16 protein-coding genes are annotated in these 20647 nt (G+C 33.2%); 9 read left to right on the top strand and 7 right to left on the bottom strand.

Features of this window, described 5'->3' with window-relative positions; genetic code table 11:
- Positions 1–2 precede the first annotated feature (2 nt).
- From H3T56_RS06730 to H3T56_RS06765, 8 genes are all read left to right on the top strand, one after another.
- Positions 3–1967, top strand: a complete 1965-nt coding sequence (locus tag H3T56_RS06730; RefSeq protein ID WP_198192325.1) for a vWA domain-containing protein — start codon at positions 3–5, stop codon at positions 1965–1967.
- A gap of 1 nt (position 1968) precedes the next feature.
- Complete coding sequence (locus tag H3T56_RS06735; protein WP_198192326.1) at positions 1969–2673, top strand: ABC transporter ATP-binding protein; 705 nt, start codon at positions 1969–1971, stop codon at positions 2671–2673.
- Positions 2674–2689: 16 nt separating this feature from the next.
- Positions 2690–3913 carry an ABC transporter permease gene (locus H3T56_RS06740; RefSeq protein ID WP_198192327.1) on the top strand — a complete coding sequence of 408 codons (1224 nt, stop codon included), beginning with the start codon at positions 2690–2692 and terminating at the stop codon, positions 3911–3913.
- A complete protein-coding gene (locus H3T56_RS06745) occupies positions 3870–5474 on the top strand; it encodes an SUMF1/EgtB/PvdO family nonheme iron enzyme (protein WP_198192328.1) in 1605 nt (534 codons plus the stop codon). Before H3T56_RS06740 ends, H3T56_RS06745 begins: the two co-directional genes overlap by 44 nt.
- Before the next feature lie 2 nt (positions 5475–5476).
- On the top strand, positions 5477–6166 hold the full coding sequence (locus tag H3T56_RS06750) for a hypothetical protein (RefSeq protein WP_198192329.1): 690 nt from the start codon (positions 5477–5479) through the stop codon (positions 6164–6166).
- A gap of 2 nt (positions 6167–6168) precedes the next feature.
- Positions 6169–6660: a hypothetical protein gene (locus tag H3T56_RS06755; RefSeq protein ID WP_034901911.1), complete on the top strand. Its 492-nt coding sequence runs from the start codon at positions 6169–6171 to the stop codon at positions 6658–6660.
- Positions 6661–6667: 7 nt separating this feature from the next.
- Entirely contained in the window at positions 6668–8035 is a 1368-nt protein-coding gene (locus tag H3T56_RS06760) for a VWA domain-containing protein (protein WP_198192330.1), read from the top strand.
- Between the two features lie 62 nt (positions 8036–8097).
- Complete coding sequence (locus H3T56_RS06765; protein WP_198192331.1) at positions 8098–9582, top strand: VWA domain-containing protein; 1485 nt, start codon at positions 8098–8100, stop codon at positions 9580–9582.
- Between the two features lie 136 nt (positions 9583–9718).
- Here the strand turns inward: H3T56_RS06765 and gyrB are convergent, their stop codons facing one another.
- The 7 genes from gyrB to H3T56_RS06800 all read right to left on the bottom strand — a co-directional run bounded on the left by gyrB (position 9719) and on the right by H3T56_RS06800 (position 19011).
- Positions 9719–12130: a DNA topoisomerase (ATP-hydrolyzing) subunit B gene (gene gyrB, locus H3T56_RS06770; RefSeq protein WP_034901905.1), complete on the bottom strand. Its 2412-nt coding sequence runs from the start codon at positions 12128–12130 to the stop codon at positions 9719–9721.
- A 42-nt stretch (positions 12131–12172) separates the two neighbouring features.
- Positions 12173–13243, bottom strand: coding sequence for a DNA replication/repair protein RecF (gene recF / locus H3T56_RS06775; RefSeq protein WP_198192332.1), 1071 nt, complete (start codon positions 13241–13243; stop codon positions 12173–12175).
- A 61-nt stretch (positions 13244–13304) separates the two neighbouring features.
- On the bottom strand, positions 13305–14408 hold the full coding sequence (gene dnaN, locus H3T56_RS06780; RefSeq protein WP_034901901.1) for a DNA polymerase III subunit beta: 1104 nt from the start codon (positions 14406–14408) through the stop codon (positions 13305–13307).
- 15 nt (positions 14409–14423) lie between these two features.
- A complete protein-coding gene (gene dnaA / locus H3T56_RS06785; protein WP_198192333.1) occupies positions 14424–15782 on the bottom strand; it encodes a chromosomal replication initiator protein DnaA in 1359 nt (452 codons plus the stop codon).
- Positions 15783–15947: 165 nt separating this feature from the next.
- A complete protein-coding gene (gene ompA / locus H3T56_RS06790; RefSeq protein WP_034901896.1) occupies positions 15948–17048 on the bottom strand; it encodes a porin OmpA in 1101 nt (366 codons plus the stop codon).
- 186 nt (positions 17049–17234) lie between these two features.
- A complete protein-coding gene (locus H3T56_RS06795; RefSeq protein ID WP_198192334.1) occupies positions 17235–18143 on the bottom strand; it encodes a recombination-associated protein RdgC in 909 nt (302 codons plus the stop codon).
- Between the two features lie 118 nt (positions 18144–18261).
- Positions 18262–19011, bottom strand: a complete 750-nt coding sequence (locus H3T56_RS06800) for a MipA/OmpV family protein (RefSeq protein WP_081298796.1) — start codon at positions 19009–19011, stop codon at positions 18262–18264.
- Positions 19012–19178: 167 nt separating this feature from the next.
- Here H3T56_RS06800 and H3T56_RS06805 point away from each other — a divergent pair, with 167 nt between their 5' ends.
- The gene (locus H3T56_RS06805; protein WP_086361811.1) at positions 19179–20588 is read left to right on the top strand and encodes an aspartate aminotransferase family protein; all 1410 of its coding nucleotides are present in this window, start codon (positions 19179–19181) and stop codon (positions 20586–20588) included.
- Positions 20589–20647: the final 59 nt, after the last annotated feature.

The following is a 20647-nucleotide window of genomic DNA, read 5'->3' on the forward strand; positions in this document are numbered from 1 at the left end:
GTATGAAAAAAACAGTAATTTCAACATTGATTTTCGGATTTAGCCTGACTTGCTTACCTTTGGTTAGTTCGGCTTTAGAACCATTAAAGCAAGCCGGTAAAACAACACTTTATCAGCGAGTCTTGAGTACACCAACTTGTGAGTTGAAAAAAAATATTAATGATGCTACTGGTCAATCAGTACCTGCTTTTTCTCGTTATTATGTGTACGAACGTAAAAACGAAAATAATCAAGAATGGTTAAATGTCGGACCTGATTCATATGGTAAAACTGTTGGTTGGATTAATAATTCCTGTGCTGTTGCTTGGAATATGCAATTGACTTTAGTTTTTACTAATCCTGTTGAACGTGATCCTTTATTATTTTTTAAAGATAAAGCTTCTTTATCAACAATTGTTGATGCTGATAAACCGGAAACATTAGTAACACCTATTCGTGATGCATTAAAAGAGAATAAAGTCGCACCACAAGTGGTGGCTCAAGAACCTAAAGAATTTATTGATTTTAAAAGTAATTTTTATTTATTACCTATCTTACAGGGTGAAGAGGTAATGAATGGTCAAGGTTTTTATGAAAGAATTTTAGAGGTTGCTTCGGTTAGTAAACAAGAAACAGTCGTTAAAAATAATAACAAATCTACGAATTCATCTTCTGATGATAACAGTAATCAAGTTGCACCGTTTAAGGCTGCTATTGTATTTGTTATTGATTCAACTATTTCAATGGATCCTTATATTTCTAGGACCAAAGAAGCGGTGGAAAGAGTTTATCAACATATTGAAAAAGAACATTTACAAGATCAAGTTAAATTTGGTTTGATTTCGTTTCGTTCAAGTTTAAAAGCCTCAGATAAATTAGAGTTTGTTAGTAAAGTTTTTGCAGATCCAAATAAAGTAAAAAATAAAGATGATTTTAAAGCGTTGAGTGCTTCACTCAAACAGGCATCAGTATCCACTGCTTATTTTGCCGAAGACTCTTATGCTGGTGTATCTCAAGCATTGAATGATATTAATTGGAATAGTTTTGGCGCTCGATATATGATTTTGATTACTGATGCCAGCGCTATTCCTGGTGATGATAAACTTTCAAGCACCGGTATGGATGCTGCCCAATTGCGACTTGAAGCACAACATAAAGGGGTTGCAATTTATGCCTTACATTTAAAAACAAAAAGTGGTGAAAAGGATCATCAAGTTGCCGCAGCTCAATATTCTGACTTAACTTATAACGATTTTATTCATAAATCATTATATTATCCAGTAAATGCTGGTGATGTTAATGAGTTTGGAAAGAAAGTAGATTCATTAGCACAAGCTTTATCAGAGCAAGTTAAATTAGCTTATAAAGGTGAATCATCAGTTGGTAATGCGCTTAATGCTAAAGATGATGATAACTCTAATATGCTAAAAGATGCTTTACTATTGAGTAAGGCGATGCAATTAGCTTATCTAGGTGATACTAAAGGAACTAAAGCGCCAACTGTTTTCAAAGCATGGATTGCTGATAAAGATTTTATTAAACCGACAATTCCAACTGCGGAACCGCGAATTTTGTTAACTAAATCACAATTAAGTGATTTGAGTGATATTGTGACTAAGATTGCTAATGCAGCTAATGATGGATTAATTTCAGCCGATGATATGTTTTCACAATTACGTTCTGTTGCTGCGGCAATGGGACAAGATCCAAATAAATTAAAATCAGACTCAGTCACTAAGATTGCTGATTTAGGTTTACTTGGTGAATATTTAGATAATATTCCCTATAAAAGTGATGTAACAGGTCTTGACCAAGAAACATGGAAAAGTATGAGTGGAATTGAACAAGAAAAGTTTATTCGTAATCTAAATAGCAAAGTCCGTTATTATCAAAAATGTAATGCTGATGTTGATCGTTGGATTTCACTATCTGAAGGTAGTGATCCACGTGAAAATGTCTATCCTGTACCATTAGAAATGTTGCCATAAAATGTTAACTATTCATAACTTGGTAATTTCTAGGCCGATAGGCAAATCTTTTTTTAAAGTTTGCCTACCAGAACTTTCGGTTCAAGCCGGTCAGGTTGTTGTCATTAAAGGTGATAGTGGCTGTGGTAAGAGTACTTTACTCGAAATGATCGGTATGATCTTACAGCCTGATGAAATCAGCCATTATCATCTTATGGTTGATAATCAAAATTACGATATTGCTGATGTGATTCAACGCAATGATGTGAATGAATTAGCGACTATACGAGCAAAATATTTGGGATTTATGTTACAAACAGGTGGATTATTACCGTTTTTAAATATTAAAGATAATATTTTATTATCAGCGAAGTTATTACAAAAAAATATTGATACTACCAGATTTGATTACTTAATTGATAAATTGAATATTGGTCATTTGTTAAATAAATATCCTAAACAGTTATCAATAGGTGAAAGACAACGAGCATCTTTCATACGCTCGATTATTCATAAACCTGCGTTACTGTTAGCCGACGAACCAACTTCTGCACTTGATCCTTATAATGCTAATTTACTATTTGATTTAATTATAGAGCAAGCTCAACAAGATAATATTGCAGCTCTGATTGTCACTCATGATTGGCAACGGATTGAAAATAAAGGATTGTTTACTTTATCGGCAAAATTATCCTCTACGCAATCATCAGAATTTTTACCGTTATAAAATAGGGTGTAAAAAGATGGATAATGTCACATCAAAATGGCGATTTATTACTCGGTTATCATTGGCCGATTTATGGTATGACAAGAAAGTATCATTTTGTATTATCGCATCTATAATATCTGTTATTACGCCATTATTGCTGTTGTTTAGTTTGAAGTATGGTGTTGTCGCTCAGCTACGCCATCAGTTACTTAATGATCCACAAAATTTAGAGATAAAAATTGTTGGTAATTTACAACTTAATCAACAAATGTTTGATTGGATTGCAAAGCAACCTGAAACAGCGTTTGTTATTCCGCTTACTCGTTCTTTGAATACTCAAGCTGATTTGCTTAATGATTCAAGTCATTTTGTTAATAATGCTGAAATTATTCCAACCGCAAAAGGTGATCCAATAACTCAAGATATGCCTTTGATTGATAAAAAAGACCAAATTTTATTGAGTTCTTTAGCTGCTGAGAAAATGCAAATAAAAATTGGTAATCGAATAAAGATGGTTATCACCAGACAACTAGATGGTAAATTGGAAAAAGGGATAACAGAATTAGAGGTTATTGGCATTATTCCTGAAACGTATTATAGTCGTGCCGCAGGTTTTATAAGCTTAGATCTTTTAATTGAAATGGAACATTTTTATGATGGTTATCAAAGTAAAATTTTTCCAACCGGAACGGGTTTAGTTGATTCTTCCTACCCTAACTCATTTGCAAGAGCCCGAATTTATGCTGATTCACTTGATGATGTTGCTCCTTTAGCATTTAAATTACGTGAAAAAAATATAGAGACGAGAACTCAGGCTAGTGCGATTGAAAATATGCAAGCCATTGACCGAGTATTAGGTTTTATTTTTAGTGTGATTGCTATTACGGCAATTTTTGGATGTATATTATCTTTCAGTGGTTCATTTTTATCTAATATAGAGCGAAAACGTAAAGATATTGCTTTTATGAGGCTTATAGGATTTAAGTCTAAGCAAGTTATGCTCTATTTACTGATACAAGCAATGACGTTAAGCTTTTTAGCTTTTATAGTATCATGTTTGCTATTTTTATTAGGAAATTGTGCATTTAATCTGGTTTTAGGTAAAAATTTAGTTTCACAACCAATTGTTAGTCAATTACAATTTTATCATTTTATTATCGCATTTATATTAACACTATTGATATCATTCATTGTTGTTGCGATAGGAGGACGAGGTGCCATCAGTATTCAACCAGCAGAAAGCCTACGTGAAGCGTAAGTTTAAGCCTATTTTTTTGGTAATTGCTTTCAGTTTTATTCCTAGTAGTGGATATGCTCAGCCTTGGGATAGTAAATTTTATAATCCTAAACCTGACAATGATGATGTTATTCTACCTATGCCATGTGAAGGTAGTCTGGTAATGAAAAAAGTCTTTACATCAACACGTAAACCATTAGATGATATTAAAATTATTTTAGGTAATAACCAAAAAGAACTTGGTTTCGCTGAGTATGCAACACCTAATTATATCTCAGGTAGTTTTTCTGATGGAGGTGCCGAAAGATATTATCTTATTGGCAAATATGAAATTACCGCTCTTCAATATCAATCTGTTATGAATGATAATTGCCCAACAGCTAAAACGAATCTTGCTTTTCCTATTACTGACATCAGTTGGTTTGATGCCGTGGCTTTTACGGATAAATATAATCGTTGGTTAATTGAACAAACAAAAAATAGATCAAATGATGTTCCAAAAGGTTATTTTCGTTTACCAACGAATACTGAATGGGAATACGCTGCAAGAGGTGGTGCTAAAGTTACTGAGTCAGAATTTCGTGAATCAAAATTTCCTATGGGGAATAGTTTAGAAAATTATGCTTGGTTTTCTGGTGCAAAATCAGCCAATGGTAAATTACAACTTATTGGTCGGTTAGAAGCCAATCCGCTTGGTCTTTATGATATTTTGGGTAATGCGAGTGAAATGATGTTCGATTCATTTCGCATGAATAAACTTGATCGTTATCATGGTCAGCAAGGAGGTATTACTGTTCGTGGAGGAAGTTATTTAACACCTGAAGCATCAATAACTACTTCGTTAAAAATAGAAAAACCTTACTATGATGTTCAAAGTGCTTATAAAAGCAAAGATGTCGGATTTCGTTTAGTTTATACAACTGAAGTTATACAGTCGAATGAGCTAGTAAAAGAACTCGACAAAGAATGGAATGAACTGGGTAACCAAGCGGGTCTTTCAAAAGATGATAATGTGGTTAGTGAGTTAGAAAAAATTACCAAGCAAGTTGATGATGAAAAAACTAAAAAAGAATTAAATCAACTTAATGCTCTTTTACGTAGTGCCAATCAAGCTCGTGATGAACAAAGAGATCGCTCTATTCAATCAGCATTACAATTGGGTGCTTTTTTATGTGCTAATGTTTCCGATTTAAATGCTAAATTTGAATATAATAATAATTTATATGAAACAATGATTAATGAGGTATGTGATCCAAATGAAATAGAGACATTGAATGAAGATAATATGTGTTCCAAAGTGAAACTAAATGATTTAAATAATGTCCTAAATGAGTCTAAAAATGCACGTGATTTTATATTAAAATACTATTCAGATACTATTGTAAATACTGCAACAAATTATGATAAGGATATTATTAATAATCAATCTAAACCTACGCAATTTATACTTGAAAATAGTGGTAAAGCTAATATGAGCGATTACTTAAAACTCTATTTCAAACATATTAATAAATATATTGAATCAGGGAAGATCGACCGAACAAATTGGCTTGAGACGTGTAATGAAATAAAAGGAAAGTAATAATGAATAAATTAATAGTAACAATAACTTTGTGTATCTCCTTGATTCTATCAGGTTGTCAAGCATCAGGTGGTGCAAGTTCAAAAGATGTTGATCCAGCTTTAAGCAAAAGTAATAGCGCCAAATTTTTTAGTAAATCAGCATGGCAGTCTTGTGCTATAGGTGCCGGAATCGGTGGTATTGGTTGTGTTTTATTGGGTGGTAAAACCGGGGCATGCCTTGCTTCAGCCGCTGTTGGTTGTGGGGTAATGATGGGGGCCAATTATTATCTTGATACTAAACGAGCTGAATATGCTGATGCTGAAATGCGACTTGATGTTTATATTCAAGATGTTCAGCAAAATACCTATGAAGTCCAAGCTATAACTGAAAATGCGAGAGCTGTTTTAGATAAAAACTTGGCAACATTAAAATCGTTAAATAAACAAATTAATTCTCAATCAGTCACTAAAACACAGGCCCAAAAAGATCTGACTCAAATAGACGCTAACATTGCTTATTTGAAAGATAAATTATCACGCATGAAAAAAGTTGAAAATGATTGGGTTTCAATTTCTTCACAAGAACGACAATCAGGTGTAAATGTGTCAAAACTTGATAAAGAAATTAATCAGTTACATAAACAAATTGCGGTACTTGAAAAACAAATTAATCTTGTTACTCAACAACGTTCAGCTGTAAGGGTAAGCTAATTATGAAAAAGATATCTATTATATTTTTACTTAGTCCATTGTTACTTATAACGGGGTGTTCGACAACGCCAGAACAATGTGACCCAACTAATACTAACATTGGTATTATGGATAAAATTAGTTGCAATTATTCAGGTAACTATCAAGCTCGTATTGATAAAAAAGAGCAAATTTTAGAGAATGAAAAACGAGCTAATGCACAATTCAGAGAAATTTATGCAACGATTGAAAGACAAAAAAATTCGACTTCATTAAGTGTGAAACAAAAACAGACACAGTTGCAAAAATTAAAAACAGAATTAACTCAATTAACTAGTGAAGTAAAACAAAAGGCTAAAAATCGTGATGATTTACAAGCACAAGTTAATGATATTGAGCAACAGTTGAAGAAAGTTAACAATTCCAATTCATCTGAACTTGAAAAACAAGTTGAATTAGATAAGTTAAATAAAAAACTTCAACAGTTACAAAAAGCTTTAAATTTAGGTAAATAATTTAGCCATGCAACGTATAACAAGAGTTATATTTGATCAGAGTGAATCGGATAAGATTTCTTTGTTAAAAGAATATAACTCTTTATTAGCATTGCTAAAAAATAATTTAACTGAACGAACATTTTCGATTTTAGCTCAACCAAAAATAATTGATAATAATCAATATATTGGTTGGTATAGTAATTTAGAAGGGCAACCTATTTCACTTGATGATATTGAAAGTGAAGAATATAAAAAGCAGATAGAAAAAAAGCTGAATACGCGAATTAATGACCTTGAATTCGTAATCAAATCAATGTCATTGACAAGTGAGGAACAAGCATTAATATCTGCATGGTTACCGAGAATAAAAAACTCAGGAAATACCATTTATGTAATTAATGATGACCCTGTTATTGTTAATTCATTTAAAGCCCCGATTTTACCTAAGCCTATCGCAATACCACCAGCATCAAAATCATTTTGGCGTTGGTGGTATTTCTTATTGCTTGTACTGTTTTTAATTATATTAATTGGTCTTGTTTGGTACTTTTTTTGTCCTTATGGCAAAGAAAAAGTATCAGATACGCTACCAATAATTTCGCAAAATACTGAAAAAAAAGAAGTTGAATCAACCCCCGTAGTTGAACAACCCAATGCTTTAGAACCAAAAACAGAACCTGTAACGGAAGTTAAGAATTGTATAACTAAAGAAGAATTAACTAACAATAAGTCTGCTTCTAAAATGGTGATGATATTTGATAATTCAGCCTCAATGACTTTAACCTTGATGGAATCACAAGAAAGTATCGATAAATATTTAAAAAGTGATTTCTATTCGATGACAGAAAAAGAAGCCGAAGCTTATGAAAGAAAAATGACCAGATTACCTAATCGTTTATCAAGTAGTAAAGAAGTGGCATTAACCAGTATTGATAAAATACAACAAAATATAGATGTTTCACTTGTAACGTTAACAAGTTGTCCGGCTGCACAAACTACATCATTCTATTCTTATGAAGATAGAGAAAAATTAAAAAGTAAAATTAAACGGTTGCAGCCATTAGAATATAATAGTGCCACACCATTATATAGCGGTGTTAAACAGGCCAGTAAAATGCTTGATGGCATTAATCGTGATGATTATATATTAATTATTAGTGATGGTGAGGATAATTGTACTAAAAGTAATATATGTACTCTTGCTAATAAAATAGCTACAGAACAACCTCGTTTAAAAATTAATATTGTTGATATTGCTGGACAGCATAAAATAGATTGTGTAGCAAAAAGCACTGGTGGTAATGTTTATATAGCTCAAAATCCAACCGAGCTTATCAATCAAATGAGTAATGCCGTTTCAGATATGAATATTAGTAAACCTATTTGTAAATAAAATATCTAGTTAACCAATGGGCTTTTATACTAATTTTTTAGTAACAAGGAATAAGTTTAGAGATGCAAAGAATAACTCGTATTGCTTTTGATCATAATAATGTAGACAAGATGCAGTCACTGGAACAGTATAATTCTTTACTTTCGATACTTAAACCTCATTTGACAGCAAGAACATTTTCAATTTTTGCTTCACCAAAATTAATAGAAAATAACCAATATATTGCTTGGTATACAAACCTTGAAGGTCAACCTATATCACTTAATGATATAAATGACGCCTCGCAAAAAGCAGTAATTGAAGATGCTTTACATACTCGAATCAATGATATTGAAACAACTGTAAAATTAATTCCTTTAAATAATCAACAAAAAAATTTAGTTTCTTCATGGTTAGCAAGAATTAAAAGTCCAAATAATCAAATTTATGTGATCAATAATGAACCAGTTATTATTGATACTTTTGAGCCAATTGTATTTCCTGAACCTCCTATTGTCGCGCCAAAAGGTTTTTGGCGATGGTGGTACACCTTAATATTAGTTTTATTTTTATTATTAATTTTAGGTTTGTTATGGTTCTTTTTTAATCCTTTTAAAAAGACTAGCAAGGTGGAACCAATCGTCGAACCAGCGATTACACAACCAATTGAACCGAAAAAAACTGAACTAACCGTTGAATTTGCAAAACAACCAGAACTTGTCATTAAACCTAAACCTGAATTGAAACCAGAACCACAGGTTTCAGAGCCACAACCTGTAGTTGTACCTGACCCAACACCAGAGTCGGTTAGCAAATCAGAACCTAAACCAGCGCCAAAAGTAAAAAATCCACCAAATTGTATTACTAAGGAAGAATTGGTAAAAAATTCTAATCCATCCAAAATGGCGTTGATCTTTGATAACTCTTTATCAATGACGATAACATTAGCTGAACCTCCTTCACAAGTTCAGCAATATTTTAATTATCTAACCCATGGCTACCCTAGCTATATGCCTGCATCAGAAAGAATTGCGTATGAAAAACGGATGTCTCGACTACCGACTCGTTTATCAACCAGTAAAAAAGTGGCATTGACTAGTATCGATAAAATTCAACAAAATATTAATATAGCATTAGTGGCATTAAATAGTTGTCCAGCGGCAGATACAACACCATTTTATAATTACTCGGGCAGAGGCGCTTTAAAAAGTAAAATTAATCGATTAACACCAAGTGCAGCTGGTGGCGGAGGCACACCACTTTATAGCGGATTAGAAAAAGCAAGTAAAATGCTGGATGGTGTAAAACGAGATGATTATATCCTTATAATCAGTGATGGCGATGATAACTGCTCAAGGAATAATATTTGTACTCTAGCTAATTATATTGCAGCTCAGAAACCTCGACTTAAGATAAATATCGTTGATATAGCGGGTGAACATAAAATAGATTGTGTTGCTAACGCTACTCGAGGTAAAGTTTATATTGCACAAAGTCCTAAAGATATGATTAGACAGATGAATAAAGCGGTATCTGATTTAAAAATTAATCGTCCTGTTTGCCAGTAAACAGATAAATAAAATTGATAATGTCGAATGATTTGAACTAGATTTTAATCAATAGTTATCTTTAATAAAAATAACTATTAAAAATGGTAAAAAAACCAGACAGGATGTCTGGTTTTTATTGATTAAATAATCGTTATTAAAAGTCTAAATTAGCTGCTTTTAATGCATTTTCCTCAATAAATAGTCGACGAGGTTCGACTTCATCTCCCATTAATGTAGTAAACAATTGATCTGCTTCAATTGCATCTTTAATGGTTACTTGCAACATACGACGACTGGTTGGATCCATGGTTGTTTCCCATAGTTGTTCGGGGTTCATTTCTCCTAAACCTTTATAACGTTGGATAGTTAATCCACGGCGAGATTCTCGAATTAACCAATCAACAGCCTCTTCGAATGAGCTTACTGGTTGTTTTCGTTCGCCTCGTTGTATAAATGCACTTTCTTCCAGTAAATCTTTCAATTGTGAGCCTAAATGGCAAATATTTCGGTATTCATTACTATGAATAAATACTTGATCTAAAGCATAACTGGTATCAACTCCATGTGTTCTTACTTTGATTACAGGTATATATAACTCTGCTTTTTCATTGTAATCCGCACTATAATGGTAGCTACTGCCATGTTGTTCTTTATTTGATAATTTTTCAACAATTGATTTTGCCCACTGTTCAGCTTTTTGTTGGTCTTTTAAAATATCTTCATCTAATACTTCTTGATAGACTAATTCTGATAGCAACGCTCGAGGATAGCGACGTTCCATTTTAGTAATTAGTTTTTCAACTTTTTGGTATTCAGCAATTAATTTTTCTAAAGCTTCACCGGCTAAAGCTGGGGCATGATCATTAACATGTAGTGATGCATCTTCCAAAGCTAGAGCAATTTGGAATTGAGTCATTGCATCATCATCTTTAATATATTGTTCTTGTTTGCCTTTTTTAACTTTATAAAGTGGTGGTTGTGCGATATAAACATAACCTCGTTCAATAATTTCAGGCATCTGACGGTAGAAGAAGGTTAACAATAAAGTTCTAATATGTGAACCATCCACATCCGCATCGGTCATGATGATAATGCTGTGATAACGCATTTTATCTGGATTATATTCATCACGACCAATACCACAACCTAAAGCAGTAATTAAAGTTGCGACTTCTTGAGACGAAAGCATTTTGTCAAAACGGGCTTTTTCAACATTAAGGATTTTACCTTTTAACGGTAAAATTGCTTGATTTCTACGGTTACGTCCTTGTTTTGCAGAACCACCCGCAGAGTCCCCTTCCACTAAGTAAAGTTCTGATAATGCGGGGTCTTTTTCCTGACAGTCAGCTAGTTTACCTGGTAAGCCACCTAAATCTAAAGCACCTTTACGGCGTGTCATTTCTCGTGCTTTTCGTGCTGCTTCACGAGCTCTAGCGGCATCAATAATTTTGCCAACCACAATTTTGGCATCCGATGGATTTTCCAGTAAATACTCAGCTAATTTTTCACCCATCACTGATTCAACCGCTGATTTTACTTCAGACGAAACCAATTTATCTTTGGTTTGTGATGAAAATTTAGGATCTGGCACTTTTACTGATACTACTGCAATTAGCCCTTCACGTGCATCATCGCCTGTGGCACTGATTTTAGCTTTTTTGCTGTATCCCTCAGCTTCCATGTAGTTATTTAGTGTACGCGTCATTGCTCCACGAAAACCAGCCAAATGGGTACCGCCATCACGTTGAGGAATATTATTGGTAAAACAATAGATATTTTCTTGATAGCCGTCGTTCCATTGTAAAGCAACTTCGACACCAATATTATCTTTCTCAGTACTAAAATAAAAAATCTTTGGATGGATTGGATTTTTATTTTTATTTAAATATTCAACAAATGCTTGAATACCACCTTCATAATGGTAGTGTTCACTTTTACCAGTTCGTTCATCTGTAAGTTTTATTGAAACACCAGAATTTAAAAATGATAGCTCACGTAATCTTTTCGCCAAATGATCGTAGACAAACTCAATATTAGAAAAAGTTTCTGGGCTTGGCCAGAAGCGAACATAAGTACCAGATTCAGTCGTTTCACCAATAACTTTAAGTGGTTCTTCTGGCACGCCTAAATGATAAGTTTGTTTATGGATTTTACCTTCACGGTAAATAACTAATTCTAATTTATCCGATAATGCATTTACAACCGAGACACCTACACCATGCAAGCCACCGGATACTTTATATGAATTATCATCAAATTTACCACCAGCATGTAAAACGGTCATAATAACTTCTGCAGCAGAAATACCTTCTTCTTCATGGATGCCGGTAGGAATTCCTCGGCCATCATCTCGTACTGAAACAGAATTATCTGGATGAATAGTAACTTCGATATGGTGACAATAACCCGCTAATGCTTCATCAATGGCATTATCTACCACTTCAAAAACCATATGATGAAGGCCTGTACCATCATCAGTATCACCAATATACATTCCTGGACGTTTTCGAACCGCATCAAGTCCTTTAAGTACTTTAATGCTTGAAGAATCATAAGAGTTAGACATGGATTTCTCGACTTGTTTAATTATTTATATCATTCTATATATTTAAGAAATTATACCAGATTTTATGTGAAAAATCTTATCATTTTCATCGATCATATGGGTAATTTGTTCTTGATTAACTGCAGTAATAAAAACTTGAGATTTAGCTGATTTTAACCGCTTAGCTAATAGATTACGTTTATTTTGATCCAGTTCAGAAGCAAAGTCATCTATTAAATAAATACATGATAGTCCGGTTTTCTCTGAAAAATATTCACCTTGTGATAAACGTAATGCACACATGAGTAATTTTAATTGTCCACGAGATAGCAAATCTTCTACTGGAATGTTATCTATACGTAATTTTATATCGGCTTTATGTGGGCCTAATGAAGTGTAATTAATGAATTTATCTCTCTCAAATTGTTTATATAAAATATCAGAATAATTCATCCCATATTCCCAACCTTGATAATATTGGCAATTTAGTTGGTACTCCGGTAAAAAATTCCGACAAGTTTCTATAATTTGCGGAAATATATTTTGACTATAATCTGCTCTAATTTGACTGATTTTTTCGGCAATTGGTATTAGTTCTTTATCCCAAGGTAATAATTGATTATAGTTAGAAGATTGTTTTAATAACGCATTTCTTTGTTTAAATAATCGTTTTAAATTGTTCCATAGTGATACAAATTCTGGGTAATGGTGAAAACATCCCCAGTCTATAAACGCGCGACGATATTTTGGACCACCAGTAAGTAAATCAAATCCTTCTGGAGTAATAAGTTGAATAGGTAATAGCTTAGCTAAGTCAGTTAATCGAAATCCTTCATCACCATCGATTTTTATCGTATTATCATTATTTCGTGTTTTTGATAATCCTATTGTGCGAATTTGTTGAGATGACTCTATTTGGCTAAATAAAACTAACTCAGGCTTTTCATGTTGTATGATTCTATTTGATTGAATATGTCTAAATGCTCGGCCATGGCCAAGCATATAAATAGCCTCAAGTAGACTGGTTTTTCCACTACCATTATCACCAACTATATAATTGAAATGATTTGATAATGATAATTCAGCATAATCAATGTTTCGAAAATTGTGGATTTTGATTTGTGAAAGAGTCATGTTGGTAAAATTTCCGGCCGAAACCGGAAGTTTGATAGATAGTTATTTATTTATTTATTTATTATAAGCGCATTGGCATAACAACATAAGTAGCCGATTGATTATTGATATCTTCAATTTGCACACTAGATGTTGCATCTGTTAATAATAATTGTACGCTATCACATTTTAGTGTGTTTAATATATCTAATAAATAAGTCACATTAAAGCCAATTTCAAGCTCTTGTGATTCATATTTTACATCAATCACCTCTTCCGCTTCTTCTTGTTCAGGATTATTTGCTGTGATTTTTATTTGGTTGTTATGTACATATAATCTTATACCACGGAATTTTTCGTTTGAAAGAATTGCCACTCGTGATAATGCATTTCTAAGCTCTTCGCATGATACTTCAAGTGGTTTGTCCGGATTACGAGGCATCACTCGTTTATAATCAGGAAATCTTCCATCAATAAGTTTTGAAGTAAAGGTAAAATCACCAAGATTAACACGTAAATTATTATTGCCAATCTGCATATTTACCAGCTCATCATTGTCACTAACCAGTTTAGCTAGTTCTATTACCCCTTTTCTAGGTAAAATAACTGAACAAGATTCCGCGATATTTTGACCTACGGGTTGAGCACACACAGCTAAACGATGACCATCTGTCGCAACGGTTTTTAATAATCCATCTTCGATCTCAAATAACATACCATTTAAATAATATCTTACATCTTGATTCGCCATTGAAAATTGGACTGCATCAATAAGTCGTTTGATTGTCTTTTGTGGTATGGATAGATCAACATCACTTTGCCAATTTTCTAAATTAGGAAAATCTGTCGCAGGTAATGTGGCTAAGGAAAATTTGCTACGTCCAGACTGAATAATTAATCGGTTATCGTCAACGCTTATCGAAATTTGGGCATTACTTGGTAGATTTCGACAAATATCGAGGAACTTTCTTGCGGGAACAGTTGTTGCCCCTGGCTCACAAGGTTCGGTTAAAGGAAGATGAGATATCATCTCAATCTCTAAATCGGTTCCGGTCATTGATAATGTATTATCAATAACTTGTAATAATAAATTACCTAAAATAGGTAAAGTAGGGCGACTGCTTAACGGTGCGCTAACAAGCTGTAAGGGCTTAATAAGTTTTTCACGATCTATAATAAATTTCATAGTGTTAATTCTTTTTTAAGTTGATAATGTTCTAATTAAATTGGAATAATCCTCTTTAATATCATTGCTTTCTTCTTTCAATTCTGCAATTTTTCGGCAAGCATGTAATACAGTTGTGTGATCCCTACCGCCGAAACCATCTCCAATCTCTGGAAGGCTCTTATTCGTCAACTCTTTTGCTAAAGCCATAGCGACCTGTCTTGGTCTTGCAACTGAACGAGAGCGACGTTTTGATAATAAATCAGAAACTTTGATTTTATAATATTCAGCAACCGTTTTTTGAATATTTTCAATAGTAATCAATTTTTCTTGCAAGGCAAGTAAATCTTTCAAAGCATCTTTTACAAAATCAATAGTGATAGATTTACCTGTAAAATTGGCATTGGCTATCACACGATTCAATGCTCCTTCTAATTCACGCACGTTGGAACGCAAACGTTTAGCAATGAAAAATGCTACCTCTTCAGGTAGTTTTATATTATTTTCTTCCGCTTTTTTCATTAGAATCGCAACTCGAGTTTCAAGCTCAGGTGGCTCGATAGCAATGGTTAACCCCCAACCAAATCTCGATTTTAAACGATCCTCAACACCATTAATTTCTTTAGGATAACGATCAGAAGTTAAGATTATTTGTTGATTACCTTCCAATAATGAGTTGAAGGTATGAAAAAATTCTTCTTGAGATCGTTCTTTATTAGCAAAAAATTGGATATCATCAATAAGTAGTGCGTCAACCGAACGATAATAATTTTTGAATTCTTCAATAGCATTATTTTGTAGTGCTTTTACCATATCTTGCACAAAGCGTTCTGAGTGCATATAAACCACTTTAGCATTGGCTTTGCCGACTATGATTTCATTACCAACTGCATGTAATAAATGGGTTTTACCTAACCCAGTTGATCCATATAAAAATAATGGGTTATAAGCTTTTCCTGGGTTTTCAGCGACTTGTTTTGCTGCAGCTACAGCAAGTTGGTTAGATTTACCTTCAACAAAACTATTAAATGTATGTTTATGATTAATTCCTGAATAATATGTGTGGTTACTATTGCTTTCTTTGGTTGTTTTCCAAGCTGGGGCAATATCAGGCTTAGATTGATTAAATTCAGATTTTTTTTCTACTGACAGAGTGGAGCCGACTTCAAGATATAATTTTAAAGAATCATTACCTAAAAGTGTATTTAATAGCTGTGAAATAGTCGTTAAATATTTATTTTTGACCCAATCTAATACAAATCTATTGGGCGCATAAATATAAAGTTTATTCTCAATCATTTCTGCTTGCAACGGGCGAATCCATAAGTTGAACTCTGTTGTTGGAAGGGCCTCTTGTAATTGAGAAAGACAATCTTGCCAAATTGCAGTAGGCACGGCTACTCCTTTAACTAGGATACTAACAATATTGCGATAATTATAATCTTTTTTGTGGATAATTTATAGCTTAAAAACAAGATATAATTTATTAATTAACAAAAGGTATAAATAAAAAACCCAGCTTTAAGCTGGGTTTTAACAGATATCATTAATCAACAATTATTATTTTGTTTGATCAATTACTTGAACTTCTTGAACGTTACGTGCTTTAACTTCAATTTCAACACGACGATCTGGTGCTAAACATGCTTTTAAGTCAGCGCCACGAAGTGCATTACATTTAGTACCAGTAACTGGTTGTGATTTACCCATACCACGTGAAGAGATGATTTCAGCTGGTACACCTTTTTGTACTAAGTAGTTTAATACAGTGTGAGCACGACGTTCTGAAAGTTTTTGGTTGTAGTTATCAGAACCAATACGGTCAGTGTGACCAATTACTACGATAGCACTTTCAGATGGGTTAATTTTAACAAGAGTTGCTAATAAGTTATCAAGTGCTTGGCGACCTTCTGCTTTTAAGTCAGCTTTTGCATAAGCAAATAACACATCTTCATTTAACACATAACGGTTTACTTCAGTTTTGATTTCAACTGGAGCTGCAACCGCTGGTGAACCTAAACGGTAAGTGATACCTAAGCTAACAGTACCTGCGTCTGGAGATGCATCAGTTTTAGTATGAATATGTTGAACATATTGATACTCTAAACGAGTTGAGAAGTCTTCGTTAAGACGATAATCAAGACCTAATGCGTAAACAGGTGATAAATCTGTTTTTGTACCGCCTTTACCATAAAGATCTTTAGTCAAACCACCATTTTTCCATTTAGCGATAGTTACCATTCCACCTGCACGACCATAGATATCTAAATCGTCAGAGATAAATGATAATGGATAACTTAATTTACCAGTTAAAGAAACGCCTTGAGCAGAAACTTTACTTTTTCCTAAATCGTATCCTTTACCTGCATAATGAAAAGATCTTTTGTATTTAGCTGAACCTAACCAGTCATAACCTAATTCAAATGCTAAGTAAGGATTAGCTTGGAAACCTAAGAATGCACCGCCAGCAACATTACTGCGATTAGATGTTTTTATACTTACATCATCAAAAGCACGAACTTTTTTTGCATCTAATTTATAAAGTTCTGACCAACCTAATTTAGCACCTGTATAAAAAGTGTTGTCTTCATATGCTGCATTAGCGGCAGTAGCGGTTAAACTTGCAACTGCAATTGCTAGAGCTAGAGTCGTTTTTTTCATTTTTTGCCTCAACTTATTTGTTATAGACGTTGTTTAATTTGATTTTATTGTTTAAATTTACTTCTTATAAATAGATATTACTAATAATTATGTTACACATAATCTAGCTTTAATTATAGCACATAAATTGCGCAAAGCTAGATAGAATAATCCTACATTTTAAAAATTAAATAACTTTAATTGGCATTAACCAATTTTATTAACTGTAATATATAAATCATTTATAGAGTTAGATAAAGTATTGGCCATAATGTAAAAATCCGCTTCAAGTCGTTTATCAAACTCATCAGAACCAATATCTTCATTTTCGTCCATTATAATAGAATCAAATTTTACTTTTTTCAATGTAAAGTCTGGGTTTATAATAAAGTTGATACCACGTTCATCAATAATTTTAAGTTTGGTTACCCATTTACCAGAATCTAAATGAACTAACATTTCGTCGCTAGTAATATCTTGGTTTTTACAGTTAATAATTCCATTACCTTCCAGTGGATCTTTTAATTCAGCTTCATCACCTAGTATAAAAGGAGGGAAATTTAACTTTTCTTTAACCCAAGTGGTCATTATCTTTTCAAGTGGTTTATCAATTGATAATGGGATTAATGCTAAAGATCCTAGCTCTTTACGTAAAATTGCTAAAATATCTTCAGCTAGTTTAAAACTACTACAATCAATAATAATTCTTTTATTTTCAGTATCGATCCATAACCAATAATGGTTATATTTACTAAATGCTCTAGGCATTAAATCGATCATCACTTCATCTTTTAATGTCGCTTTCTCATTTTTACTGAGTTTTCGACTTAATGCTTTCTCTTGTTTATCAATTTTATCAATTAGTGCTTGTTTAATTACTGGCGCTGGTAATATTTTAGTTTCTTTTTTAATCCGTAACAGTAAATGTCCTTGCATATCAATAATGAAATTATCTAAGTTATTATCATTATAAGGCGAAACCCATCCCATCTTAGTGGTATCTAAATTACCGCACGGCGAAAATGAAGCCGATTTAAGCGCTTGTTCAATAGTTTGTTTATCAAGTAAATTGTCATTATTAAGTTGGTAAATAATTGCGTTTTTAAACCAAAGCATAGTGTTATATTTCCAAAAATTTGCTTTATGAAGTTTATTTTATCATAACGATTTATAATAAAATTTCATAGACGATGATATATTATCGCCTTAGTAATAAGATTTGATAAAAAATTCTTTAAAATTTATAAGATACACCCATATAAATAGATGTTACCGTACTATCATCAACCATTGGGCTATCGGCTGCATCGCCTGTTAGTTTATCAATATGGACTCCACCAAAGGTTGCAATATTATCTGTTAACGAATATTGAGCCGCAATTTCAAAGTAAGGCGTAAAAGAGCTATCAGCATTGAAATAACCTAAGCCTGAACGTGCAGATTCTTTGTGCGAAATCCCATAATAATAGTCATTATGTTTATTATTTGCCCAATTTATACCGATAGTTGGTGCAACAATCAAATTATTTTCAATATAAGGCACAGTATAATCAGCATTAACTAAAATACTATTACTATTATCAAGGATATCAGCGCCAATACTACTAGAAAAAATCCCCCAATTGGTATTAAGTGAATATTCAATATCAGCAAGTAGGGTTGAGTGGCGGCTATCAAGCTGTTTTAGTTTATGATTATCAGAATCGTGAGGTTTAAATTCATTAGCTAAATAGCGAGCGCCAAAGGATAGACTTTGATTATCATCATTGAGTGCATAAACTCCAGCAGAAAGATCATCAATAAAAAACGAGCCATTGTCATAATCAATGTGTGGTATAGGATAGTAGTTTGAACTATAACTTTTATATGGTGAAGTTGACCAACCTAGACCGATTCCCAATGAGTTAGATTCTGCTGATACAATTTGCGTATATCCTAGAGAACACATTGATAATAGCGAAATTATACAGCTTATTCTTTTCATTTTAATACCTATTCATAGTGATATGGTTTACGAGAGCTATTGTGATTTCTTTATCTCAAGTCTGTCGTCACAAAATCTATACAGTAATTGTACATTGTTACAATCACTTTTCTCCGATAATAATGCCACATTTTGTCATATTTGAATATGGATTAGTGAGATAAATTATGAGTAAACCAACTAAAGAAATGATTAACAGTCGCCCTGACGACGCAGTATTATTAGCTGATGAAGCAAAATATTGCTCATTTGGTGATACCGTGCATTACGTTGAACCACCGAAGATTTTTGATGGCTGTGAAGGTAGCTACATGTATGATAAAGAAGGTAAAGCCTTTCTTGATTTACAAATGTGGTACTCAGCTTGTAACTTTGGTTATGCCAATGAGCGTCTAAATAATGTACTTAAAAAACAAATCGATACTTTACCGCAATGTGCAAGTCAGTATCTTCATCCAACTAAAATTGAATTAGCAAAAACGATTGCTCAAGGTATGGAAAAACGATTTGGTTACCAAGGCCGTGTGCATTTTAATGTTGGTGGTTCACAATGTATTGAAGATTCATTAAAAGTAGTGCGTAATGCTACCGGCGGTAAATCACTAATGTTTGCTTTCCAAGGTGGTTACCATGGGCGTACTTTGGGGGCATCTTCAATTACCTCAAGTTATCGTTATCGTCGCCGTTATGGTCACTTTGGTGATCGCGCAATGTTTGTTCCATTCCCATATCCGTTCCGTCGTCCTAAAGGAATGACCGCTGAAGAGTATGGTGAACACTTAGTTGCTGAGTTTGCTCGTTTATTTGAAACTGAATATCACGGAGTTTGGGATCCAAAAGTTGGACAAGCTGAATATGCTGCTTTCTATGCCGAACCTTTACAAGCAACAGGTGGTTATATTGTTCCTCCTCGTAACTACTTTAAAGGTCTGAAAAAAGTTTTAGATCAATATGGTATTTTATTAGTCGTTGATGAAATTCAGATGGGCTTTTATCGTACTGGTAAACTATGGTCAATCGAACACTTTGATGTTAAACCTGATGTAGTTGTGTTCGCTAAAGCATTAACTAATGGTTTAAATCCACTTGGAGGATTATGGGCTCGAGAAGAGTTAATTAATCCTGAAGTATTCCCAGTTGGTTCAACACATTCAACTTTTGCTTCAAATCCATTAGGTACTGCGGTTGGTTTAGAAGTATTAAAAATGACTTCAGAAACCGATTACGAAAAAATGGTGATGGAAAGTGGTGCATACTTCCTTGAAGGATTAAAAACACTTGAGAAGAAACATAAAGAAATTGGTGAGGTTGATGGCTTAGGTCTTGCACTACGTGCTGAGATTTGTACCGATGACGGTTTTACAGCTAACAAAGCATTAGTTGATAAAATGGTTGATATTGGTATGTCAGGGGATCTTGATTGGAAAGGTAATAAAATGGGCTTGGTGCTTGATATTGGTGGTTATTATAAAAATGTTATCACTTTTGCTCCTTCATTACATATTACTCGTCAAGAAATCGATCAAGGTATTGAATTACTTGACCAATTAATTACTCGAGCTAAAAAAGAACTTTAAGTCTTAAAGCAAAATAATCCCGCTAATATGTGTTAGCGGGATTCTAGTTATACCCGATC

Origin of the sequence: Gilliamella sp. W8123 (assembly GCF_016101085.1) — a bacterium.
GTDB lineage: Bacteria > Pseudomonadota > Gammaproteobacteria > Enterobacterales > Orbaceae > Gilliamella > Gilliamella apis.